The 23,246-nt window shown below is 72.5% G+C and carries 22 protein-coding genes; 8 read left to right on the top strand and 14 right to left on the bottom strand.

The window, feature by feature from the left end; genetic code table 11:
• Window positions 1-12: 12 nt before the first annotated feature.
• Window positions 13-1,512 carry a flavin-containing monooxygenase gene (locus tag AB3M81_RS00910; RefSeq protein WP_412902027.1) on the top strand — a complete coding sequence of 500 codons (1,500 nt, stop codon included), beginning with the start codon at window positions 13-15 and terminating at the stop codon, window positions 1,510-1,512.
• Here the strand turns inward: AB3M81_RS00910 and AB3M81_RS00905 are convergent.
• From AB3M81_RS00905 to AB3M81_RS00875, 7 genes are read right to left on the bottom strand one after another with little or no spacing between them, the layout of a single operon-like run.
• Entirely contained in the window at window positions 1,453-2,433 is a 981-nt protein-coding gene (locus AB3M81_RS00905; RefSeq protein WP_412902026.1) for a prenyltransferase, read from the bottom strand. The two genes, AB3M81_RS00910 and AB3M81_RS00905, sit on opposite strands and share 60 nt — an antisense overlap.
• Window positions 2,434-2,436: 3 nt before the next feature.
• On the bottom strand, window positions 2,437-3,150 hold the full coding sequence (locus tag AB3M81_RS00900; RefSeq protein WP_412902025.1) for a class I SAM-dependent methyltransferase: 714 nt from the start codon (window positions 3,148-3,150) through the stop codon (window positions 2,437-2,439).
• Window positions 3,137-4,387, bottom strand: coding sequence for a glycosyltransferase family 4 protein (locus tag AB3M81_RS00895; RefSeq protein WP_412902024.1), 1,251 nt, complete (start codon window positions 4,385-4,387; stop codon window positions 3,137-3,139). The genes AB3M81_RS00900 and AB3M81_RS00895 overlap by 14 nt, the downstream gene beginning before the upstream one ends.
• A 55-nt stretch (window positions 4,388-4,442) precedes the next feature.
• Window positions 4,443-4,859: an OsmC family protein gene (locus tag AB3M81_RS00890; protein ID WP_412902023.1), complete on the bottom strand. Its 417-nt coding sequence runs from the start codon at window positions 4,857-4,859 to the stop codon at window positions 4,443-4,445.
• A gap of 38 nt (window positions 4,860-4,897) precedes the next feature.
• On the bottom strand, window positions 4,898-6,379 hold the full coding sequence (locus AB3M81_RS00885) for an FAD-dependent oxidoreductase (RefSeq protein WP_412902022.1): 1,482 nt from the start codon (window positions 6,377-6,379) through the stop codon (window positions 4,898-4,900).
• Entirely contained in the window at window positions 6,376-7,209 is an 834-nt protein-coding gene (locus tag AB3M81_RS00880; protein ID WP_412902021.1) for an FAD:protein FMN transferase, read from the bottom strand. The genes AB3M81_RS00885 and AB3M81_RS00880 overlap by 4 nt, the downstream gene beginning before the upstream one ends.
• A 7-nt stretch (window positions 7,210-7,216) precedes the next feature.
• Entirely contained in the window at window positions 7,217-7,693 is a 477-nt protein-coding gene (locus tag AB3M81_RS00875) for an FMN-binding protein (RefSeq protein WP_412902020.1), read from the bottom strand.
• 188 nt (window positions 7,694-7,881) lie between these two features.
• On the opposite strand from AB3M81_RS00875, the gene AB3M81_RS00870 reads away from it, so the two are divergent.
• Window positions 7,882-8,499, top strand: a complete 618-nt coding sequence (locus AB3M81_RS00870) for a maleylpyruvate isomerase family mycothiol-dependent enzyme (protein ID WP_412902019.1) — start codon at window positions 7,882-7,884, stop codon at window positions 8,497-8,499.
• 3 nt (window positions 8,500-8,502) lie between these two features.
• Here AB3M81_RS00870 and AB3M81_RS00865 read toward each other — a convergent pair whose 3' ends face one another.
• Window positions 8,503-8,964, bottom strand: a complete 462-nt coding sequence (locus AB3M81_RS00865; RefSeq protein ID WP_412902018.1) for a VOC family protein — start codon at window positions 8,962-8,964, stop codon at window positions 8,503-8,505.
• A 66-nt stretch (window positions 8,965-9,030) separates the two neighbouring features.
• Between AB3M81_RS00865 and AB3M81_RS00860 the strand changes: the two genes are divergently transcribed.
• The 3 genes from AB3M81_RS00860 (at window position 9,031) to AB3M81_RS00850 (ending at window position 11,349) form a co-directional block, all read left to right on the top strand.
• Window positions 9,031-9,369, top strand: a complete 339-nt coding sequence (locus AB3M81_RS00860) for a DUF952 domain-containing protein (protein WP_412902017.1) — start codon at window positions 9,031-9,033, stop codon at window positions 9,367-9,369.
• Between the two features lie 9 nt (window positions 9,370-9,378).
• Entirely contained in the window at window positions 9,379-10,746 is a 1,368-nt protein-coding gene (locus AB3M81_RS00855) for an FAD-dependent oxidoreductase (RefSeq protein ID WP_412902016.1), read from the top strand.
• A 120-nt stretch (window positions 10,747-10,866) separates the two neighbouring features.
• A complete protein-coding gene (locus AB3M81_RS00850; protein WP_412902015.1) occupies window positions 10,867-11,349 on the top strand; it encodes a SixA phosphatase family protein in 483 nt (160 codons plus the stop codon).
• Window position 11,350: 1 nt separating this feature from the next.
• Here the strand turns inward: AB3M81_RS00850 and AB3M81_RS00845 are convergent, their stop codons facing one another.
• Window positions 11,351-11,680: a hypothetical protein gene (locus tag AB3M81_RS00845; protein ID WP_412902014.1), complete on the bottom strand. Its 330-nt coding sequence runs from the start codon at window positions 11,678-11,680 to the stop codon at window positions 11,351-11,353.
• 3 nt (window positions 11,681-11,683) lie between these two features.
• Window positions 11,684-12,016, bottom strand: coding sequence for a winged helix-turn-helix transcriptional regulator (locus tag AB3M81_RS00840; protein ID WP_412902013.1), 333 nt, complete (start codon window positions 12,014-12,016; stop codon window positions 11,684-11,686).
• Window positions 12,017-12,159: 143 nt separating this feature from the next.
• Here AB3M81_RS00840 and AB3M81_RS00835 point away from each other — a divergent pair, with 143 nt between their 5' ends.
• Window positions 12,160-13,008, top strand: coding sequence for a class I SAM-dependent methyltransferase (locus tag AB3M81_RS00835; protein ID WP_412902012.1), 849 nt, complete (start codon window positions 12,160-12,162; stop codon window positions 13,006-13,008).
• A 59-nt stretch (window positions 13,009-13,067) separates the two neighbouring features.
• Here the strand turns inward: AB3M81_RS00835 and AB3M81_RS00830 are convergent, their stop codons facing one another.
• The 3 genes from AB3M81_RS00830 to AB3M81_RS00820 all read right to left on the bottom strand — a co-directional run bounded on the left by AB3M81_RS00830 (window position 13,068) and on the right by AB3M81_RS00820 (window position 19,824).
• Entirely contained in the window at window positions 13,068-16,412 is a 3,345-nt protein-coding gene (locus AB3M81_RS00830; RefSeq protein WP_412902011.1) for an ExeM/NucH family extracellular endonuclease, read from the bottom strand.
• Between the two features lie 70 nt (window positions 16,413-16,482).
• Window positions 16,483-19,320, bottom strand: a complete 2,838-nt coding sequence (locus AB3M81_RS00825; protein WP_412902010.1) for a 5'-nucleotidase C-terminal domain-containing protein — start codon at window positions 19,318-19,320, stop codon at window positions 16,483-16,485.
• Window positions 19,321-19,437: 117 nt separating this feature from the next.
• A complete protein-coding gene (locus tag AB3M81_RS00820) occupies window positions 19,438-19,824 on the bottom strand; it encodes a hypothetical protein (protein ID WP_412902009.1) in 387 nt (128 codons plus the stop codon).
• 97 nt (window positions 19,825-19,921) lie between these two features.
• Between AB3M81_RS00820 and AB3M81_RS00815 the strand changes: the two genes are divergently transcribed.
• Window positions 19,922-20,779 (top strand): 3-hydroxybutyryl-CoA dehydrogenase, encoded by an 858-nt coding sequence (locus AB3M81_RS00815; RefSeq protein ID WP_412902008.1) that lies wholly within the window; start codon window positions 19,922-19,924, stop codon window positions 20,777-20,779.
• Window positions 20,780-20,782: 3 nt separating this feature from the next.
• Here the strand turns inward: AB3M81_RS00815 and AB3M81_RS00810 are convergent, their stop codons facing one another.
• A complete protein-coding gene (locus AB3M81_RS00810) occupies window positions 20,783-21,403 on the bottom strand; it encodes a PaaI family thioesterase (RefSeq protein WP_412902007.1) in 621 nt (206 codons plus the stop codon).
• Between the two features lie 279 nt (window positions 21,404-21,682).
• Between AB3M81_RS00810 and AB3M81_RS00805 the strand changes: the two genes are divergently transcribed.
• On the top strand, window positions 21,683-23,206 hold the full coding sequence (locus AB3M81_RS00805; RefSeq protein ID WP_412902006.1) for an AMP-binding protein: 1,524 nt from the start codon (window positions 21,683-21,685) through the stop codon (window positions 23,204-23,206).
• Window positions 23,207-23,246 lie beyond the last annotated feature (40 nt).

The following is a 23,246-nucleotide window of genomic DNA, read 5'->3' as shown; positions in this document are numbered from 1 at the left end:
CACAATCGTCGGGTGACCACGCGCGACGTCGACGTCCTCATCGTCGGAGCCGGCCTGTCCGGCATCAACATGGCCCACCGCATCCAGGAGGCGTGCCCCGAGCTGGAGTACGCCGTGCTCGAGCGCCGCGAGCGCATCGGCGGCACGTGGGACCTCTTCCGCTACCCGGGCGTGCGCTCGGACTCGGACTTCTTCACGCTCTCGTTCCCGTTCCGCCCGTGGCGCGGCAAGGACGCGATCGTCGACGGCCACGAGATCCGCGAGTACCTCGAGGACACCGCGCGCGAGTCCGGCATCGACCGCCGCATCAGCTTCGGCCGCCGCCTCGTCTCGGCCGACTGGTCGTCGAAGGCGGCGCGCTGGACGGTCGAGGTCGAGGGCCCCGGCGGCGCCGAGACGTGGACGACGCGCTTCCTCGTGGCCTGCACCGGCTACTACGACTACGACCAGCCGTACGACCCCGCACTGCCGGGCATCGACGACTTCGGCGGCACCGTGGTCCACCCGCAGTTCTGGCCCGAGGACCTCGACGTGTCGGGCCGCCGGGTCGTCGTGATCGGCAGCGGTGCCACCGCCGTGACGCTCGTGCCCGCGATGGCCGGCACGGCCGAGCACGTGACCATGCTGCAGCGCACCCCCACCTACCTGCTCGCGCAGCCCAAGGGCGATCCCGTCGCCGACGTGCTGCGGCGCCTCCTGCCCGCCGGCGCGGCCCACCGGGTCGTGCGCGCGAAGAACGTCGCGCTGCAGTGGGCGCTGTACCAGGCCTGCCAGCGCGCGCCCCGCACGATGCGCTCGCTGCTGCTCAAGGGCGTCGCGCAGGGCACGGGCTCGGATGAGATCGCCCAGCGCGACTTCAACCCGCCGTACGACCCGTGGGACCAGCGCCTGTGCGTGACGCCCGACGGCGACATCTTCCGCGCGATCCGGCGCGGCGACGCCTCGGTCGTGACGGCGCGCATCGACCGCTTCGTCGAGGACGGCGTCCGGCTGGAGGACGGGTCGGTCCTGCCTGCCGACGTCGTCGTCACCGCCACGGGCCTGGCCGTCAAGATCCTCGGCGGCGCCCGGCTCAGCGTGGACGGCGAGACGCGCGATCCCGCCGACTCGTTCGCGTACCACGGCGCGATGCTCAGCGGCCTGCCCAACCTGGCGTTCTGCGTCGGCTACATCAACCTGTCGTGGACCATGCGCTCGGACATGACCTCGCGCCTCGTGGCCAAGGTGATCCGCCGGCTCGTCGACCGCGGCGCCAGCTCGGTCACCCCGCTGGCCGGCCGGACGTCGTCGTCGCGGCCGCTCATGGACATGGAGTCGGGCTACCTGCGCCGGGGCGCGCACCTCATGCCGCGCACCACCGGCCGCGCGCCGTGGGCGTTCCCGCAGAACTACCTCGTGGACGCGTGGACGACGAACCGCGCCGACCTGGACCGCGACCTGGTCTGGACGACCTCAGCGACCCATGAAGCCGGCGGCCGCGGTGGCGCCGGTGAGCGCGTCGTGAGCCAGTAGCGCGGTGCCGGCGGTCCACGTGGACTGCTCGATCGGCCAGCGCTTCTCGTCGGAGTAGACCAGGCCGGTCCACCACGAGCCGTCCGCGTCGCGCAGGTGCTGGATGTCGGCGTACAGCGCCTCGGCCTCGCGCGTGCGGCCCACGCGCACGAGCGCGAGGACCAGCTCGAGCGTCTCGCCGCCGGTGACCCACGGGTTGACCGTCACGCAGCGCGCACCGAACCCCGGGACGACGAACTCGTCCCAGCGCTCGTCGAGTCGGGCCTGCGCGGCCTCGTCCTCGAGGACGCCCGTCATGACCGGGTAGTACCAGTCCATCGAGAAGCGCGGCTTGGGCGTGAACAGCTCGGGGCGGTGGGCCAGTGCGTCCGCGATGCCGTCGGCCGCCTTCGTCCAGTGCGGGCGAGGGTGGCCCCAGCGGTCGGCGAGGCGCGCGGCGCAGCGCAGGCTGAACACGACGCTGGAGTTGCCCGTCACGAGGCACTCGCCGGCGACCTTGCCGTCCACGCCGCGCGCCCACGCGACCGGGCCGTCGCCGCGCTGCAGCTCGAGCACGACGTCGACCGCCCGCTCCAGCATCGGCGCGAAGGCGCTCGTGTCCGTGCCGAGCAGCTCGAGGTGCCACAGTCCCGTGGCGACGTACGCGCAGTAGTTCGCGTCCGTCTCGGGCTCCTCGACGCCGTCGTCGTCCGCGCCGGGCCAGTACTTGCGGGCCCACGAGCCGTCAGGGCGCTGCGCGCGGCGCAGCCACTCGTACGCCGCCACGGCCTCGTCGGTGAGCCCGGCCGTGGCCAGTCCCATCGCGGCCTGCACGTGGTCCCACGGGTCCAGGTGCCCGCCGTCGAACCACGGGATGGCGCCGGTCGGCAGCTGGACGGACGCGATCCACTTGCCCGTCTGCTGGGCGTCGAAGGGGGTCACGCGTCAGAACGGCTTCTGGAAGTACAGCGCGACGCTCTTGCCGATGAGCGGGTTGAGCGCCCGCTCGGTCCACCGGGTGGTCCGCGGCGCCTTCATCATGTCCCACACGAGCAGCTGGTGGTAGCCGCGCACGAGCGGGTGCTGGTCGCGCTCGACGCCGACCGCGCACTTGATCCACCAGTACGGAGCGTGGAGCGCGTGGGCGTGGTGCTGGTGCGTGAGCTGCAGGCCGGTCGCCTCCAGCTTGGCGCGCAGCTCGTCGGCCTTGTAGATGCGGATGTGCCCGCCCTCGTTCGCGTGGTACTCGTCCGAGAGCGCCCAGCAGACGGCCTCGGGCATCCACCGCGGGACGGTCACGGCGAGCGTGCCACCCGGCGCCAGGATGCGGGCCAGCTCGCTGATCGCCCGGACGTCCTCGGGGACGTGCTCGAGGATCTCGGAGGCCAGGACGACGTCGAACGAGCCGTCCTCGTACGGCATGTCGAGGATCGTGCCGACCTCGATCTCGCCGCGGCCGCCCGGCGGCACCTCGCCCTCGAGCTCCATCGCCGCGAACATGCCCTCGACGCCCTTGAGCTCGACCTCGTCCATGTCGAAGGCCGTCACGTGCGCGCCACGGCGCAGGGCCTCGAACGAGTGGCGGCCGGCACCGGCGCCCACGTCGATGAAGCGGGTGCCGCGGCCGACGCGGAGTCGGTCGAAGTCAACGGTCAGCATGGGGCTTCCTTCCGTCCCGGGACTGGCGAGCACGGTGATCGGCGATCACCTTCTCATAGGTCGTCGCGGTCGCCCGGGCGACGGCGAGCCAACTGAAGCGCTCCTCGGCGCGGGCGCGCTCCACGGCGGACAGCCGCGCGCGCTCGGCCGGGTCGTCGAGCAGGCGGCCGATGTGCGTCACCAGCTCCTCGACGTCGCCCGGCGTCACGAGGACGCCCGCGTCGCCGACGACCTCCGGCAGGGCGCCCGCCGCGCTGGCGACGAGCGGCGTCCCGCACGACATCGCCTCGACCGCCGGCAGACTGAAGCCCTCGTAGAGCGACGGGATCGCCATGACCTCGGCAGAGGAGATGAGCGCGGCGAGGTCCTCGTCGGAGATGCCGCTGTGCACCGTGACGATGCCGGCGAGGTCGCCGTGGTGGACGCGCTGGTACGCGGCGCCGTCGGGGTCGAGGTTGGAGACCAGCTGCACGTCGATGTCGCGGTCGGTGCTGAGCTTGGCGGCCGCGTCGAGGAAGTGCGACAGGCCCTTGAGCGGCGAGTCGGCGCTGGCGACCACGACGATGCGGCCCTTCACGCGCTCGGACGAGGGGCTGAACAGGTCCGTGTCGACGCCGAGGGGGACGACGTGCATCTGGCCGGGGTCGAGGCGGAAGTCCTGCACCGTGTCGGCCGCCGAGATCGACGAGACGCCCAGGATCGTCCGGATGCGGCGCGCGACGTACGCCTGCATGCGCACGAAGGCGTACCAGCGGCGCGTCGTGATCTGCTTGCGCCACGGCGCGGCCGCGATGTCGAGGGCCCGGTCGCGGCTGATCGGGTGGTGGATCGTCGCCAGGAACGGCTGTCGCGCGTTGATCGACAGCAGCCCGAAGCCGAGCGACTGGTTGTCGTGCACGACGTCGAAGCCGGACAGGTCGAGCCGGCGGGCGCGCAGGCTGAACGTCAGCGGCTCGGGGAACGCGGCCGTGAGCATCTGCAGGTACTCGAGGACGTCGATCCAGTCGCGGAACTCGCGCAGCGCGGGCGTCCGGAAGGGGTCGTCGTCACGGTAGAGGTCGAGGCTGGGCACCTTCTCGAGGCGCACGCGCGGGTGCAGGTCCTCGGGGTACGGCTGGCCGGAGAAGATGGTGACGTCGTGCCCGAGCTCGGCCAGCCCGGCGCTGAGGTTGCGCACGTAGACGCCCTGTCCGCCGCTGTGCTGCTTGCTGCGGTACGACAACAGTGCGATCCGCACGCGGCCTCCTGGTGACTCGTGGGTAACCATTGTGCCCGGCGTCGCCACACCGGGCTCAGCGGGAGCCGGTCCGGACGTCCGTGAGCTCCACCGCCGCGCCCGAGCGCAGCGTGTTGTGGACCTCCGCGAGGCCGTCCGTGACGCGCACCAGCTCGGCGATCGCCTCCGGGTCCTCGGGCGACTCGACGTGCACGGAGTACCGGATCGAGCGGGCCGGGTCGCCGGGGCCGCCGAACTCGGACACCACCGTCACGCGCACCGCGCCGACGACGAGGTCCCGCTGGGCGGCCTCGCGGTACAGGTCGTTGACGAAGCACGTCGCCAGGGCCGTCGCGAGCAGCTCGCCGCCGTTGACCGCCGAGCCGCGGCCCTGCGCCCGGGCCCCGATGTCGAGGCACGTCGTGCTGTCCTCGGTCGTCACGGTCACCTCGTGGTGACCCGGCGCGTTCCGCACCGTCGCACTGATCCTCATCCGTCGAGCGTCCTCCCCGGGCGCCGCGACGGCAACCGTCAGTACCCGAGGAAGTGGTCGCGCTTGATGCGGCGGACCCGTCCGCGCAGCTCGCGCGCGACGTGGTCGACGAAGTCGGGACGACCCGAGACGAGGGCGGTCCGCTGCTCGAGGTCCGGCACGAGGCGCGCCATCGCCTCGCCGTCGACGTCCTCGACCGGCAGCCGCACGACGCGCGCACCGGAGGCCTCGAGCTCGGCCACGTAGGGCTCGTCGTCGCGCTCCCCCAGCACGACGACGACGTCGCGACCGGGGTGCGCGGCGAGCTGGCTGAGGAACGGCGTGACGCCGATGCCGGCGCCGACGAGCAGGACAGGGCCGTCCGCGGGCCACACGAAGTCGCCGTGGACGGCGGTGACCCGGACGCGGTCGCCGGGCGCGAGCGCCGCGAGCGCCCGCTTGTACGAGGATCCCGGCTCGGGGTGGCGCGTCGCGACCACGACCTGCTCCCCCGGCCCCGACAGCACGCTGAACATGCGCCGGCGGCCGCGGGTGTCGGCACGGCGGTGCGGCACGTCCAGCTCGACGTACTGGCCCGGGGCGAACCGCAGTGGGCGGTCGGGGGTGAACGCGTACTCGACGACGTCGCCGGCCAGCGCGCGCTGCTCGCGCAGGACGAGGGTGCGCGAGCCCTGGCGCAGCGCGAACGCGACCAGGCCCGTCACCACCAGGGTCAGCTCGTACGTGCTGGTGAACGGCTCGAACGTCCACGGCTCGCCGAACAGCACCGACGTCAGCAGTGGCCACGTGAACAGCACGCCCGCGAGCGCCGCGACGGCCAGCTGCTGACGACGTCGCGGCGGCAGGGTCAGCGGCTCGCTCAGCATGAACCCGGCGAAGAAGACGATCGGCGTGGAGTACGCCGTGAACGTGACCGCGTCCGGGAGCGACGTCCCGACGTCGGTCTGCCACCAGACGCTGATCGCGGCCGCCACGGCCACGAAGACGGCGCCCATCAGCAGCCGGCGCGTCCGGTACAGCACCAGCAGCGCGCCCACGAGCACGAACCAGAACAGCGACTCCGCGGCAACCCACCAGCCGGTGAACGGGACGGGCCAGCCCGTGACCCACCCCAGCACCAGGGCCAGCACGACGCCCGCCGCCGCCGGGTTGACGAGGTGGCGTCGACGCCACACCACCGCGTACTTCGACACCTGGGCGAGCGCCGCGACGACGGCGAGCCAGCCCAGCTGCCCCGCCTCGGTGGTCGGCCAGAACAGGAACCACAGGATCAGCGCGGTCACGAGCGAGGACTCCAGGTGCGGCCTCGCGCCGACCAGGCGTCCCACGACGAGGTTCGTCGCGACCGATGCGGCGACGATGACCGCGAGCGAGAGCAGCAGCGCCTGCACGCTGAAGACGGACGTGTCGAGTACGCCGAGCATCGACTGCACGAGCGCGACGACCACCAGCGCGCCGAGCACGACGGTGACGAGCCGGTACATCGTGAACCGGCCCAGCTGCCGGTCGAGGAAGGTCATGCGAACACCTCTCCGGGGAGTCCCGCGCCGGTCAGCCGGCGGCGGCGGTCCAGCGCGGCCCACCAGTGTCCCGTGCCGCCGAGGTCGTCGGCGAAGAACGCGGCCGTCGCGAGCCCGTCGGCCCAGCCCGCGTCCGGTCCCCCGGCCCACGCGGCGACGACCTCACGGGTGGGCTCGCCCGAGCGGGCGTCCAGCACGTGGTGCAGACCGGCGCCCCAGCGGCGCCGGTTCGTGGCCGAGCCGCACAGCGCCTCGCCGTCGGGCACCGCCACGACCGCGATCGCCAGCTCGGCGTCGTCGGGGTCCTCCAGGGCGACCCGCAGCGGCGCGCCCGACCGGTTGACGAGGTCGCCGCTGGCGTCGACGACACACGGCTGTCCGACCAGGTCGGCGACGGCGGCGGCGAGGAAGCCCTTCCCGACGGCGCCGATGTCGAGGACGACCGGGCCGGGCACGTGCAGGACCGTGCCGTCGAGCGAGCAGTCGGTCCACGCCGGCACGCGCACGGGGCGTCCCGTCGGGGTCAGCGTGTACCCGGCGCCGTAGCCGAGCTCCTCGAGGGCACCGCCGACGAGCGGGCTCACGGCCCCGGCGGTCAGCGCGTGGAGGCGGTCGTAGATCCCGAGGATCGCGGGGGCGTCCGGTCCGAGGTCGACCGCGAGCTCGGTGCGCAGCCGCGCCACGGTCGCATCAGCACGAAAGCGCGACCACGTCCGGTCGAACTGGTCGATCCGGGCCGTGATCGCGCCTCGCTCCGCCGGGCCGATCGGGTCGGGGGTCCCGATCGACCACGCGGTTCCGATGGCCTCGAAGTGCCACTCGGAGGTCATGAGGGCCTCAGGCCTGCGCCTGGCCGATGATCTGGTCGATCGCGTCGTTGAAGCCGCCGCTCGTCAGCGACGAGCCCGACACCTTGTCCACGTCGAGCTCGGTGATCTTGCGGCCGACGACCTGCTCGTCGATGCCGCTCTCGAACTTCTTCTGGAACTGCTCGGAGTTGCCGCCCTCGGCCTGGCCGTCGGCGTCGAGCGCCGTGATCGTGCCGTCGGCGGCGAGGTCGACCTCGACCTCGATGGACTGCGTGCGGCCGTCGGGCGTCGTGTACTCGCCCGTGGCCTCGTACTCGCCCGCGGTGAACGTGCCGGTCGCGCCGCCGGCCGGCGCGGAGGAGGACGCCGTGGGCGCGTCCGTGACCGACGGCGTCTCGGAGGTGGCGGCCGACTCGTCGGTGTTCTCGCCACCGCAGGCGGCGAGCGTGATCACCGCGGTGGAGGCAGCGAGGGCGGCGTAGGCGCGGCGCTTCGTCGGGGTCATGCGTCTCCTGGAGTCGGGACCGGATGGTTGCTCGTTCAACCGTCGTGCCTCCAACGTAGGGGACGGCCCCTCGCGAAATCCACCGCCCGGACGCTCCGTCAGCGGACCCACAGCGACTTCTCAGCCTCGGCACCGCTTGCCGCCCGGCCCGGTCCGGCGCATGCTCGACGCACCGACGGAGGTGTGGCATGACCGTACGCGAGAACGATGCACCGCTCGACGTCCAGGCGCTCGTGGGACCCCAGCTCGCAGCGCTCGCCGACGCGCTCGAGGCGCAGCCCCCGGAGGCGGGCGACCGCCCCTCGCTGTGCGACGGCTGGTCGGTGCGCGCCGTGCTGGCGCACATGACGATGGCGGACCGCTACGACGGGCCGGCGTTCCAGCGCCAGCTCGAGGCGGCGGGCCACGACTTCCGGACGGTGTCCGACACGATCGCCCTGCGCGACGCGAAGCTGCCGATGGACGAGCTGCTCGCGGGCCTGCGCAGCGAGACCATGGCGCGGTGGGCGCCTCCGGGCGGCGGCGCGGCCGGCGCGCTCAGCCACGCGGTGATCCACGGCCTCGACATCACGACGGCGCTCGGCCTGCCGCGCACCGCGAGCGACGAGGCGACGCGGGCGGTCCTGGACACGCTCACCTCGGCGGGCGTCCACCGCCACTTCGGCACGGACGTCGGCGGCAGGCGACTTCGCGCCACCGACCTCGACTGGTCGTTCGGCGACGGCGAGGAGGTGTCGGCCGAGGCAGGCGAGCTGGTCCTCGCCCTCGCGGGACGTCCCCATCCCGGCCTCGAGCTGCGCCCCTGAGCGTCAGTCGAGGCAGAACTCGTTGCCCTCGGGGTCGCGCATGACGATGAACCCCGCCTCGAGCGGCGGGTCCGGCTCGAACCGCCGCTCACGCGTGGCGCCCAGCGCGACGAGGCGCTCGCACGCGGCCTCGAGCGCCGCCATCCGCTCGCCGCCCTTCAGCCCCGGGGCGGCGCGCACGTCGAGGTGGACCCGGTTCTTGGCGGCCTTGTCCTCGGGCACGCGCTGGAAGAACACGCGCGGGCGGGAGCCGTCCGGATCCTCGATCGCGGCCTTCGCCCCGCGCTGCGGCTGCGGCACGCCGATGCGCTCGAGGAACGCCTCCCACGCCTGCCACGGGTCGTCGCCGTCGCCCAGCTCGACGCCGGGCGGACCGGGCACCGCGTAGCCGAGGGCCGCCGCCCAGAAGTCGGCCAGGACCCGCGGGTCGTGGGCGTCGAAGGTGATCTGCACGTCGAGGCTCATGGGGATCGCTCCGTTCGGTGGGGGCCTTCGCCCATCCTGCCGCCGGGCACGGACAAGAATCGAGCCATGACGCGCCTGTTCCACCTCATCGCCGCCGACGACTGGCAGGCCTGGCGGGGCCGCCCCGAGTACGCCCCGGACACGCTCGCGAGCGAGGGGTTCGTGCACCTGTCCACCGCCGCGCAGGTGCCGGGCACCGCGTCGCTGTTCTTCGCGGGCGTCGACGACCTCGTCGCGCTCGAGATCGAGGTCCCCGAGGGCGACCCGCGCCTGCGCTGGGAGGCCGCCGAGGGCCCCCGCGGCGTCGAGGAGTTCCCGCACTTCCACGGGCCGATCCCGCTCGCGTGGGTCGCCGCCGCGTCCACAGTGCGGTCGGGCGTCGGGCCGTTGGGACACGAGTCTTAGGCTTGCCTCATGACTGTGGACAGGAACGTGCGCGTCGCCGTCGTCGGCGCCGGCCCCGCGGGCGTGTACGCCGCCGACATCCTCACGAAGACCGAGGGACTCGACGTCACCGTCGACATCATCGACCGCGACCCGACGCCGTTCGGCCTGATCCGCTACGGCGTGGCGCCCGACCACCCGCGGATCAAGGAGATCATCAAGGCGCTCAAGCGCGTGATGAGCAACGACGACATCCGCTTCTTCGGCAACGTCAACTTCGGCACCGACATCAAGCTCGAGGACCTCAAGGGGTTCTACGACGCCGTCGTGTTCGCCACCGGCGCGCGCCGTGACCGCGACCTCGACATCCCCGGCATCGACCTCGACGGCTCGTACGGCGCGGCCGACTTCGTCTACTGGTACGACGGCCACCCGGACGCCCCCCGCGACTGGGACTTCCAGCCGCACGCCAAGCAGGTCGCCGTCCTCGGCGTCGGCAACGTCGGCCTCGACATCGCGCGCATCCTGGCCAAGACGGCCGACGAGCTGCTCGTCACCGAGATCCCGGACAACGTCTACGAGGGCCTGAAGAAGAACGCCACGACCGACGTCCACGTCTTCGCGCGCCGCGGCCCGGCGCAGGTCAAGTTCACGCCGATGGAGCTGCGCGAGCTGTCGCACTCGCCCAACATCGACGTCATCGTGCACCCCGAGGGCTACGAGTTCGACCACGGCTCGATGGAGGCGCTGGCCGCCGCCAAGAGCCAGAAGCTCGTCGTCAAGGTGCTCGGCGACTACCTCGCCAAGGAGCCCACGGGCGCCGCGCACCGCATCCACATCCACTTCTGCCAGAGCCCCGTCGAGATCCTCGGCGAGGACGGCAAGGTCGTGGGCCTGCGCACCGAGATCACCGAGCTCGACGGCACCGGCAACGTCCGCGGCACCGGCGAGTACAAGGACTGGCCCGTCCAGGCCGTGTACCGCGCGATCGGCTACTACTCCGACAACCTGCCCGGCCTGCCGTTCGACGCGACCGCGGGCGTCCTGCCCAACGACGGTGGCCACGTGCTCGACATCGACGGCTCGCCGCTGCCGGGCGTCTACGCCACCGGCTGGATCAAGCGCGGCCCGGTCGGCCTGATCGGCCACACCAAGTCCGACGCGGCCCAGACGATCTCGATGCTCGTCGAGGACCTGCCGAGCCTGCCGGCACCCGAGTTCGCCGAGCGCGAGGCCTTCGACCGTCACCTCGACAGCCGCGGCATCGAGTTCACGACGTGGGAGGGCTGGGAGAAGCTCGACGCCCACGAGATGTCCCTCGGCGAGAGCGACGCCCACCCGCGCGAGCGCAAGAAGGTCGTCCCCCGCGACGAGATGGTCTCCATCGCCCGCGGCTGACCTGCGCGTCCCGCGCACCAGATGTGTAGCGCTCCCCACCTGTTCCGGCCCCTTCCGGCCGGATCCGGGTGGGGAGCGCTACACATCTCGCGGGACACGGTCCCGACCTAGACTCGGCCCATGCGCCGACTGCTGCTGATGCGTCACGGGAAGGCCGCGTCCCCCGCGGGGGTCGAGGACTTCGACCGCCCCCTCGCCGACGCCGGTCATGTCGAGGCCGCCGAGGCCGGCGCGTGGATCGCCGAGCACGTCGGCGCGGTGGACGCGGTCCTGTGCTCGCCGGCCCGCCGCACGCGCGAGACCCTCGCCGCCACCGGCATCGACGCGCCCGCCACGTTCCGCGACGAGATCTACCAGGGGTGGACCGGCGACCTGCTGGACGTGGTCCGGTCCGTCTCCCCCGACGCCGGCACGGTCCTGCTGGTCGGCCACTCCCCCGGCACGCCGAGCCTCGCGGCCCGGCTGGCCGGCGAGGACTCCGACCCCGCGCTCGTGAACCGCGTGCGCGCGGGCTTCCCCACCGCCTCGGTCGCGGTGCTCGAGATCACCGTCGCGTGGGCCGAGCTCGAGGCCGGCGGCGCTTGTCTGGCGCACCTGCGCTGACCTAGCCCCGTGCCGCCAGCGCGTTCGCCAGCATCGACCGCCCGAACCACTGTGGGACCACCCGGCGCACGTGCCCCGGTGCGTCGATCACGAGGTCGCCGGCGCGCATGGCGTCGTGCCACGACACGTCGCCGCGCCACACGTGGGTCAGCACCCGCAGCGTCGACCGCACCGTCGCGGCGACCTCGTGCCCGGGGTCCTGGTCGCACGTGTCGACCGACCCGCCACCGACGACGAGCCACCACCGCCGAGCCCGCCGCAGGTCGGTGAACTCGATCGCGACGCAGGTCCGTCCGGGCGGCCAGGCGGACGTCGGGATGCTGCGCCGCACGTCTCACATGAGCAGGTGCGGGTCGAGGTCCTCGTCGCCGAAGTCCTCGATCCAGCGCAGCCCCCACACACCGAGGTCCATGACCGCCTCGTGCAGGTCACGGCCGCACTCGGTCAGGTGGTAGCCGTCCGGGTCGTGGATCACCAGGCCGTGCCGCTCGAGGTCGCGCAGCCGCTTGGACAGCAGGGCCGGGGACATGCGCGGGACTCCCCGCCGCAGCTCGTTGAAGCGCGTGCTGCCCAGCAGCAGCTCACGCACGATCAGGATGGTCCAGCGCTCGTCGAGGATCTCCATCGCCTTCGCGAGCGGACAGAACTGGCCGTAGGACGTCGCCATGGCTCTCCCCTTCGTCCCGACCATCGTGCGCCCGTGGCGCGCGGCCGCGCCAGCGCCCGAGCGGTACAGAAACAGCACTGGTATCAGGCACCGGACCGGGACGACTCTTCGTGGGAGGAGCACCACCACACGAAGGAAGATCCATGAGCACCACCGACACCACACCCACCGAGACCGCGCAGCAGGACCGCGAGCTGAAGGACCGCCACCGCCGCATGTGGGCGCTGGGCGACTACCCCCGCGTCTGCCGCGAGATCGTCTCGCCGCTCGGCGAGGTCCTCGTCGGCGCGCTGTCGATCGTCGAGGGCGAGCGCGTCCTGGACGTCGCGGCCGGCACCGGCAGCGCCGCGGTCCGCGCCGCGCGCCGGGGCGCCGTCGCGGTGGCCTCCGACCTCACACCCGAGCTGCTCGAGGCCGGGAAGGCCTGCCACCCCGACGACGTGCTGACCTGGGAGGTCGCCGACGCGGAGGCCCTGCCCTACGAGGACGGCGCGTTCGACGTCGTCATGTCCTGCATCGGCGTGATGTTCGCGCCGCACCACCAGCGCGCCGCCGACGAGCTCGTGCGGGTGTGCCGGCCCGGCGGCCGCATCGGCATCCTGTCGTGGACGCCGGAGGGCACGATCGGCCACCTCTTCGCGACGATGAAGTCCTACATGCCGTCCCCGCCGCCGGGCGTCCAGCCGCCGCCGCTGTGGGGCTCGCAGGACCACGTCCGCGAGCTGCTGGGCGACCGGGTCACCGACGTGACGTGCAGCAAGGGCACGCTGCCGGTCCGGAACTTCGCCGACGGCAGCGAGTTCCGCGACTACTTCGCGGCGCACTACGGCCCGACGATCACGGGGTACCGGGCGCACGCGCAGGACGCGGAGCGGACCGCGCAGCTCGACCGCGACCTGGCCGAGCTCGGCGAGCGCGAGGGGACGCGCGCCGAGGACGGCGGCTTCTCGATGCACTGGGAGTACCTGCTCACCACCGCGACCGTGGCCTGACCGCGGACGGGGACGGCCCCGGGACCGAGGTCCCGGGGCCGTCCTGTGTCGTGCCGGCGTCAGCGCACGCGGACCCGCAGCGTCGTCGCGGCGGGCTGCGTCGTCGCGGAGCCGTTGAACCGCACGCTGAGCGTCTTGACGCCCTTCGTGCGCAGCTTCGCGAGGCGGACCGTGGCCTTCCCGTTGCGGACCTTGGCGGTGCCCAGGACGCGCTGGCCGCGGCGGATCGTCACGGTGCCGGTGCGCTCGGTGAAGCCGCTCGTGCGGACCGTGACCCGCACGACCGCGCGGTTGCGCGTCGTGACCTTCTTCGTCACGACCTGCGCGCCGAGCGAGGCGCGTGCCTTGGCGACGGTCACGTCGACCGTGGTCGAGCTCGGGTCGACGAACCGGCTGCCGCCGTAGAACACCGTCACGGGCGTCGTGCCGGGGCGCAGCGCCGTGCCGGGCACCCGGATCGTCGCCGTGCCGTCGGTCATGATGGCCGAGGCGATCACCCGGCCACCGACGGTGGCGTACACCAGCCCGTCGGCACCGGGGGCGCCCGTCACCGAGATGGCCGTCGGCCTGCCGTACGTGCCGCGCGCGGCCGTCGCGGTCAGCGGCGCGTCGCCGCGGACGTCGACCGTCACGGTGCCGGTGGAGCCGGTGTACCGGCCCTCGCCGTCGAAGCGGACCGTCAGCTCGTGGCGACCCGCGCCGAGCGAGCCGGCCGCGATCGCGACGCTCGCCGAGCCGGCGGACGTGGCGGCACTGCCCAGCACCTCGTCACCGCGCAGCACCGTGACCGAGCCGCGCGGCGTGCCGACCTCGGACGACACCGTGACGTCGACCTCGAACGGCTCGTCGGCGTGGACCACCGACGGCACCGTGGCCTTCGTCGTCGTCCCGACCGGTGCCGCCGCGCCCGGGTCGTAGCCGACCAGGACCGGGTCGTGGTCGCTCGCCCGGAACGGCGAGGCGGTGTCGACCAGCGGCGTCACGTTGTTGTTGAACCGGCTGTACTCGCGGCCGATCGACTCGGGCGCGTTGATCTGCCAGACGTCGGCCCCCTTGACGCGCGCGAATGCGGCGTCCGAGGCGAAGACGTGGTCGAGCGAGCCGTGCAGGCCGTCGAACTGGTACGTCTCCTTGTCCGTGAGGCGCTGGTCCACGTTGACGAAGCCGGCGTCCTCGATGATCTGCAGCGGGTCCTCCTTGGCGTAGGAGTTGAAGTCGCCGAGCAGGAACACGCGGTTCGTGTCGGCCTGCTCCTCGAGGTCCGCCACGAAGTCGACGAGCGCCTCGGCCTGGCCGACGCGCGCCCGGTTGGACGCACCCTGCCCGTCGCCCTGGTCGGCGTCGGGACCCGAGCCCGAGCCCTTCGACTTGAAGTGGTTGACGACCGCGAGGAAGTCCTGGCCGGCGTCGCCGTCCGCGGGACGGAACTCCTGCGCCAGCGGGGCGCGGGCGCTCGCGAACGCGGGCGAGTCGAGGATGACGGACGGACCGACCGGCTCGACCACGGCGGGCTGGTAGATGAACGCCGTGCGGATGACGTCGCGGCCCGTCGCCGGGATCGACGCGGGCGAGGCCACGGCGGCCCACTTGCGCTCGCCGGCGGCGTCGTTGAGCGCGTCGACCAGCGTCAGCAGCGCCTCGTCGCGGTGGGGGCCCTTGAGCGTGCCGGTGTCCTCGATCTCCTCCAGCGACAGCACGTCGGCGTCGAGCGTGTTGATCGCGGCGACGATCTTGGCCTGCTGGCGGGCGAGGCTCGCGTCGTTGGCCGCGCCGCGCGGGCCGTCGTTGGTGCACTCGTTGACCGTGATGCGGTTGCCCGCCCGGTCCGTGTAGAACGTGCACGTGCCGCGACCGGACGCGATCCAGTCCTCGCCCGTCGTCGTGAAGTAGTTCAGGACGTTGAACGAGGCGAGCCTGACCGGGCCCGCGACGTCCTCGGGCTGCGCGGCGCGGGTGCCGCCGGAGACCGTCGCGGTCTCGTCGCCCGCCGTGAACGGCGTGGTGGGCTGCAGCTTCCACGTGCTGTTGCGCCAGTCGAGGACGAGCGGCTCGGTGATCGTGGCGCGCGCGCCCGTGCGGACCTCGTTGTCCGGCGTCAGCCACGGTACCGCGACGTCACGGCCGGCGCCGGACGTGAAGTTCGTGGTCCTGCCGTCGTCGAGCGTGATGAGGCGCGCGGCGTTGGAGGCGACGAGGGCGTCGTAGGCGCGGGTGCGCGGGCGGACCTCGTTGGTCGGCTGCGGCAGGACGGTGTCGCCGGCGGCCAGGCCGAGCTCGCCGTACGTGTTCGTGCCGTAGTTGTTGGTGACCGTGAAGCGGCCTGCCGTCGCGTCGAGCAGCATGCCCTCGAGCGACTCGCGACGCGACTCGCTCATGGGGAACGTGACGGGGGTGGCCTTGACCGTGCCGGCCGTCGCGGCGTCCTGCCACCCGGTGGGCGTGATCTGGGTCAGGCCGTTGAACTCCGAGACGGTGCCCGTGATGTCGAGCGTGTCGCCGAGGGCGACGTCGGCGGCGAAGGCGGACCCGAAGACGAAGACGCCGTGCGAGGCGGCGTGGTCCGCGGGCAGGTCGCCCCCGGTGCCGGGCGTCTGCACGTAGGCGCCGTTGAGGCCGCCCGTCGCGTACACCGCGGTGACGACGCCGGTCGTGGTGACCGCCCGGCCGACGAGCGGCGAGGCCGCGCCCGTGCCCTGGATCTGCGCGATCGTGACCGGCTCGGTCGGCTCGGGCTCGACGGGGCCGCCGTCGCCCGGGCCGTCGCACGCCGTGCCGCAGGGCACCGGCGTCGGCGCGCCCGTCGTGAAGTCGGTGGAGTTCGTGTCGGTGTCGCGGCCGCCGGTGCGGCTCACCGAGGCGGTGAGCGAGTACCCGTCGGCCTTGACCGCGCCCTCGAACGTGTTGGAGGCGCCGTAGCCGATCAGGTCGACCAGCGAGGCGCTGGCGCGCACGGCCGCGAGGTCGCCGGAGAGGGCGGTCGTCGACGACACGAGCGCGATCGTGCCGCCGTTGGCGTTGCCCGAGAACGCGACCGTGCTGCTGACGTCGGGCGTCGGCAGCTCGGCACCGGACGTGGAGTTGGCATTGCCGCTCACGAGCAGCGTGCCGCCGGGCTCGACGTGGTGGTCCTCGAGCGGGATGACGGCGCTGAAGCTGCCCGTCTGGTTGTACGCCCGGTACTGCAGCGACCAGCCGCCGACGGCGATGTCCTCGTCCGTGGGGTTGTGGATCTCGACGAACTTGTTCTTGTAGGTGGCGCCGGTCGAGCCGCCGTTGAGGTAGACCTCGTTGATCACGAGGCCCGAGCCGTCCGGGGCCGCGGTGGCGGAGGTCGTGGGCACGGCGGCCGCGGTGCCGGCCACGAGGGCCAGCGCGGTCAGCCGGCCGAGAGCAGAGCGGGACATCGGGTTCCTTCGACGTGGGTGCTGGGAATGCGACCGGGGCGGCCTGCGCTGCAGGCCGCCCCGGTGCGGGTCACTTCTTCTTGACGACCGTCGTCCTGACGGTGGTCTTCGCCGGCTTCGCGACGCTGCTGCCGGAGTAGGTCACCGTCAGGCGGGCCGTGCCGCGGGACAGCTTGGCCAGCTTCACGCGGGCGACGCCGTCCTTGAGCTTCGCCTTGCCCACGACCTTGGCGCCGCGCTTCACGACGACCGTGCCGGTCGGGGTGAAGCCCTTGGCCGAGACCCGGGCGGTCAGCGTGGCGCGCTTCTGCGTGGTGATCTTCTTGGCGATCGCCGCGCGGACCGAGGCACCGGCCTTGGTGACCGTGACGGTCGCCGTGGCGTCGGCCGGCTCGTACGAGGCGCTGCCGTTGAAGAACAGACCGAAGGTGTGCGAGCCCGGTCGCAGCGCCGTGCCGGCGAAGCGGAACGTGCCCCGGCCGTCGCTGAGGAAGGCGGTGCCCACCGTGATGCCCAGCTGGTTGGCGACGTAGACGATGCCGCTCGTGCCGGCGTCCGCCGTCAGCGTGATGCGCGGCGACGTGCCGTACGGCGTCGTGGAGCCCGTGGCCGAGAACGTGGTCTCGCCCTTGATGACCTCGACCGGGACGGTCGTGGAGGACTCGGCCACGCCGGCCTCGCCGGTGTAGGAGACCGTCAGGCGCCGCGCACCCAGGCGCAGGTCCGCGGCGTCGACCTCGACCGTGGCCTCGCCGTCGGCGAGGGTGGCGGTGCCGACCTCGTTCGCGCCGTCCTTCACGACGACCTCGCCCTCGGGGGCCAGGGCGTCGGACGCGGACACGGTGACGTCGACGTCGAACGTCTCGCCCTTGGTGACCTGCTCAGGAGCGGTCGCGGTCGTGGTGCTGGTCGCCGGCGCGAGCGCGTCGACCGACAGCGGAATCGTGACGACGGTGCCGCTCGGGGCCGCCGTCGCGCGGATGACCGGCTGGTCGAAGGCGCCGCGCGGCAGGGTGAACTCGAACGTCTCGCTGGCGCCGTTGGTGACGGCCTTGGTGCCGAGCGCCTTCTTCTTGCCGTCGCCGTACTCCAGCACGGCGGTCACGGAGGTGTTGGCCGGGCTGCCGAGCGACGTCAGGTTCAGCTTCGGCAGAGAGAACGAGACGGTGTCACCGGCGGTGTAGGAGTCCTGCACGCCCGTGACGGCCACCGAGCGGCGCGCGAAGTCCGGGGCGACCGGGCTGTTCTTGCCCAGGTAGTCGATCCAGCCCTCGTAGTCGACGACGCCGGTGTCGACCCAGGTGCCCTCCCGGAAGGCGCGGAAGTTGTCACCGCCGGTCGCCAGGAAGGACGGCGCGATGACCTTGTAGGACTTCGCCGGGTCGAGCAGCTGGTCGTTGATCCAGACGCTCGTGATGCGGTCGCCCTCGGGGCGGGTCGCGTCGTACGTGTAGCGGACGTTCTTCGACAGGCCCAGCTGCAGGTAGGGGCGGCTCGAGACGTTGCCGTTCGGCTCGCGCTGCCACTGCTGCTCGAGGACCTTCGTGAGCGCCGCGCCCGACAGGGTGACCGTGTAGAGGTTGTTCGTGAACGGCAGGATCGTGTTCGCCTCGGCGAACGTGACCACGCCGTCCGTGTTGTTCGGTCCGCCGGTCGCGGTGTTGCCCGCGTAGAACAGCTCGGAGTTGCGCAGGCCGCCCGGGTTGTTGATGGCCAGGTCGGCGGGCGCCGGGGTGCCCTTCGACTGGGCGAGCATCGCGTCCGGGACGAGGTTGCCGAGCGTGGACTCGCTCGCGCGGTCGTCGGTCGTGCCGCCGACGTACTTGCCGTCGACGTACGAGCCGCCGCTGAAGGCACGCGTGATGTCGGCGGTGATCGTGCCGACCTTCTCGTTGCCGATCGCGGCGGCGTGCGCGAGCGCCTCACTGACGATCGTGTCGACCTGGGCGACGGTGGGATCGGCCAGGTTGGCCGTCGTGGCGCGCTTGACGTTCTCGACCGTGTGCGCCGTGATCTCGCCGGTGTCGGAGTCGACCGACAGGGTGACCTTGCCGATGTTCTCGCCGTAGCTGCCGGTCTGGATGACCGGGCGCGTGTCGTCGGTGCCGGGCACCGGGGCGTCCCACGCGTAGGTCTTGTGCGTGTGGCCGGTGAAGATCGCGTCGACCGAGGCCGACGTGTTGTTCACCAGGTTGGCGAAGGCGCCGCCGTGCGCCAGCTCCTGCTCCAGGGTCGAGCCGTCGGGCGTGCCCGCGCCGGCGCCCTCGTGGTACGCCGCGACGATGACGTCCGGGCGCTGGTCGGCCGGCAGCGCCTCGAGGCGAGCGGCCTCGGCGTTGACGGCGGCGACGGGCTCGGTGAAGCGGATCGTCTCGATGCCGGTCGGGGTGACCAGGGCGGGCGTCTCCTCCGTGACCGCGCCGATGACGGCGACGTCGAGGCCGCCGACGGTGACGACCTCGGAGGCCGGAAGCGCCGGCGAGCCGTCGGAGCGCTTCACGACGTTGGCGCCCAGGTACGGGAAGTCGGCCTCGCCCGCGACGCGACCCACGAGGTCGTCGTAGCCGCGGTCGAACTCGTGGTTGCCCGCGGCGGACACGGCCAGGTCGAGCGCGTTCAGCACGTCGATCGTGGGCGAGTCCTTCTGCGTGGCCGAGGCGAAGGGCGAGGCGCCGATGTTGTCGCCGACCGAGAGGAAGAGCGTGTTCGCCGCGCCCTCCTCCGACCGGATGTTCTGCACGGTCGTGGCGAACTTGGTGGTGTTGGAGTCGATGCGACCGTGGAAGTCGTTGATGTCGATCAAGGTGATGTCGACGGGTGCGGCACTGGCCGCTGGCGCCACCGCGAGGGGTGCGCACAGCAGCGCACCGACCGCCAGGGCGGAGACGGATCGTCGGGACTTGAGCACGTCTGTCCTTCTGTCAGCAGGAAACGGGTGGCCACACCGTAACCCTGGGAGCGGGCCAGGAACAGCGTCCTCGGTGACAGTTTGGTTAAGGACTGGAGAAAAGCCGGGGCGGCCGGTTCAGAGCCGCACGAGGGCCTGCAGGCGGCACGGCCCGTCGGGTGCCGCGACGACCGGCTGGGCCGTGAACGGGACGCTCGCGCCGCCCTTGACGCGGTCGAGGTCGACCGTGCGCGCGGGACCGGTCTGCTGCCCGATGAACACCGTCACGCGGTAGTCGCGCGTGGCCGACGCGGTGTTGGTGAGCGTGCCCTTGACGCGCCAGCGGCCGTCGTCGCCCTTGCGGCACGTGAAGCTCGTGATCGCGAGCGGATCGACCGTGCCGGGGACCTGCGCGACGCCGCCGGGGGTGGTCGGGACCGCGCTGGGAGTCGCCCCGGGCTCGTCGTCGTTGCCGCCGCAGCCCGCGAGGACCAGCACCATCAGCACCGGCAGCCACACACGCATGACTCCATCCCATCACGCCGCGCCCGACCGGCCGCGGAGGCGCACCCGGCGGGAGTGTACCGTCGAAGGTGAGGAATCCATCACCTTCAGGAGTGTCATGAGCATCGAACGCATCGGAGTCGTGGGCGGCGGGCTCATGGGCTCGGGCATCGCCGAGGTCAACGCCCGCGCCGGCATCTCGGTCGTCGTCGTCGAGGTCTCCGAGGAGTCCGCGCAGGCCGCCCGCGAGCGCATCGCCGCGTCGCTGCAGCGCGCGGTCGACCGCGGCAAGCTCACCGAGGCCGACCGTGACGCCACCCTCGACGCGATCGTCGTCTCGACCCGGCTCGAGGACCTCGCCGACCGCCAGCTCGTGATCGAGGCGGCGAGCGAGCAGGAGAAGGTCAAGCTCGACCTGTTCACGCGCATCGGCGCGATCCTCGAGGACCCCGACGCGATCCTGGCCTCGAACACCTCGTCCATCCCGATCGTCAAGCTCGGCGCCGTCTCGGGCCGGCCCGACCGCGTCATGGGCGTGCACTTCTTCAACCCGGCGCCCGTCATGAAGCTCGTCGAGCTGATCCCCTCGCTGACCACCGGCGACAAGACGCTCGAGCGCATGCGCCACTACGTCTCCGAGCAGCTGGGCAAGCAGCCGATCGACGCGACCGACCGCGCCGGGTTCATCGTGAACTCGCTGCTCGTGCCGTACCTGCTGTCGGCGATCCGGATGTACGAGGCGGGCTACGCGTCCGCGAAGGACATCGACAACGGCATGGTGCTCGGCTGCGGCCACCCGATGGGCCCGCTCGCGCTGAGCGACCTCATCGGCCTCGACACGATCAAGGCCATCGGCGAGTCGCTCTACGAGGAGTTCAAGGAGCCGCTGTACTCGCCGCCGCCACTGCTCGACCGCATGGTCGACGCCGGCCTGCTGGGCAAGAAGTCCGGGCACGGGTTCTACCCGTACGGCTGAGCCTCAGCCGGTCGTGCGCTTGCCCAGGCCCTGCTCGGGCAGCAGGCGCAGGAACAGGCCCTCGCTCTCGGCGCACACCGTGTCGCCGTGGCGGATCTCGCCACGCACGAACCACTTGCGGCCCTCGACGCGGTCGATCCACGCCGCCGCGTGCAGCTCGGTGTCGATGGGCGTGAGCGCGCGGTAGTCCGTGTGCAGATACGCGGTGCGGGTGATGCCACCCGCGGCCAGCGAGGCCAGGATGCCCAGGACCTCGTCGAACAGCAGGCCGATCGCGCCGCCGTGCACGGCCATGCCGCCGCCCATGAACCAACGGCCGAAGCGCACTGTGCCCTCGACCCGCTCGGAGGTCCGGGACGTGACCTGCAGCTCGGGCAGCATCGCGTGGCCGCGCACGGGCAGCTCGGCGACGCGCCCGTTGACCTGGTGCTGCTCGTCGGTGCCGAGCTTCTCGAGGCGCTCGCGCCACGAGGCCAGGTCCGCGGCGAGGTCGTCGATCTCGGCGCGGTCCATGCGCATGGACGCGAGCGCGTCCTGCAGCGCGTGCAGGTTGGTCACGAGCTCGCCGTAGGAGCGCACCTCGTCCGCGGCGAAGTCGCCCTTGAACATCTCTTCCCAGCTCACGCCGCGAGGCTACCAAGCGGCCCGGGACCGCTCGCCCGCTCCCCCGTCCCGACTTTTGGAACGCGTTCCACCTTCCGCGCGTCGAGTGGCGTGGATCCCGTTCCAGAAGTCGCCCAGGGACGGGCCGCCGACGGGCGCCACCGGGCCGCCGCCGCTCACCGGGAGGCCGCGACCGCTCGTCGCTCGCGCGGGTCCTCGGGGTGCACGGGCACCGCCGAAGTCGCCACAATGGCAGCGTGACGTGACCCACACGCACACCACGACCCTGCCGGAGGCCCCATGATCGTCCCGCTGACGCTGCGCGACTTCCTCGACCGCGCCCGTGCCGTCTACCCCGACCGCATCGCCGTGGTCGACGAGCCGAACCAGGTGGCGGAGTCGTGGGGCGAGCTGACGTACGCGCAGCTGTACGCGAAGGCCCGCAGCCAGGCGGCGACGCTCGACGAGCTCGGCGTCCCCCAGGGCGCGCGCGTCGCGATGGTGTCGCACAACGCGGCCCGACTGCTGGCCTCGTTCTACGGCGTCGCCAACTGGGGCCGCATCTTCGTGCCGGTGAACTTCCGGCTGGCGCCCGCCGAGGTGCAGTACATCGTCGAGCACTGCGGGGCCGAGGTCGTCATGCTCGACCCCGAGCTGGAGCACCTCGCCGACGCCTGCTCGTCCGCGAAGCACGTGTTCGTGCTCGGCCGGGACGACGACCGGATCTGGGCGTCGAACGCCGAGCCGGCCGCGTGGGAGCCGGACGAGAACGCCACCGCCACGATCAACTACACCTCGGGCACGACGGCGCGGCCGAAGGGCGTCCAGCAGACGCACCGCGCCCGCTGGGTCAACGCCACCACGTTCGGCTGGCACGCGACGCTGACCGACCGCGACGTCTACCTGCACACGCTGCCCATGTTCCACTGCGACGGCTGGGGCCTGCTCTACGCGACGACCGGCATCGGCGCGAAGCAGGTCGTGATCCGCCAGATCGACGGCACCGAGATCCTCCGGCGCATCGAGGAGCACGGCGTGACGGTCCTGGCCTGCGCGCCGGCCGTGCTCAACGCCGTGCTCGACGCGCTGCCCGACTGGGAGGGCGAGACCGGCCGCGACCGCGTCCGCTGCATCGTCGCGGGCGCTCCCCCGCCGACCCGCACGATCCAGCGCGTGCGCGAGGAGCTCGGCTGGGAGTTCATCCAGATCTACGGGCTGACCGAGACCTCGCCGCTGCTGACGATGTCGCGCATGCGGCAGGAGTGGGAGGAGCTCGAGCCGCAGGAGCAGGCCCGCCTGCTCTCGCGCGCCGGCGCGCCCACGATCGGCACGCGCATCATGGTCGACGACCAGGGCGAGATCCTCGCGCGCAGCAACACGGTCCTGGAGTCGTACTGGGAGAACCCCGACGCCACGGCCGACGCGCTGCAGGGCGGCTGGTTCCACACGGGCGACGGCGGCACGTACGAGGACGGCTACGTCACGATCGCCGACCGCAAGAAGGACGTCATCGTCTCGGGCGGCGAGAACGTCTCGTCGATCGAGGTCGAGGACGTCCTCGCGTCGCACCCCGCCGTGCGCGAGGTCGCGGTGATCGGCGTCCCGGACGACAAGTGGGGCGAGCTCGTCATGGCCCTCGTCGTCGTCGAGGGCGACGTCACCGAGGAGGACATCCGGGCCCACGCCCGCGAGCGCCTCGCCGGCTACAAGGTGCCCAAGCGCGTCGAGTTCCGCGAGGAGCTGGCCCGCACCGCGACGGGCAAGCTGCAGAAGTTCAAGCTGCGCGCCGAGTACTGGGAGGGCCGCGACCGCCAGGTCAACTGACCGACCCGCTGAGTTGCACGTTCCGCCAGCTGATCGCGGC

Origin of the sequence: Aeromicrobium jepli (assembly GCF_047246605.1) — a bacterium.
GTDB lineage: Bacteria > Actinomycetota > Actinomycetes > Propionibacteriales > Nocardioidaceae > Aeromicrobium.
The sequence above is the reverse complement of the archived record's forward strand: the minus strand, read 5'-3'. Positions and strand labels throughout refer to the sequence as shown.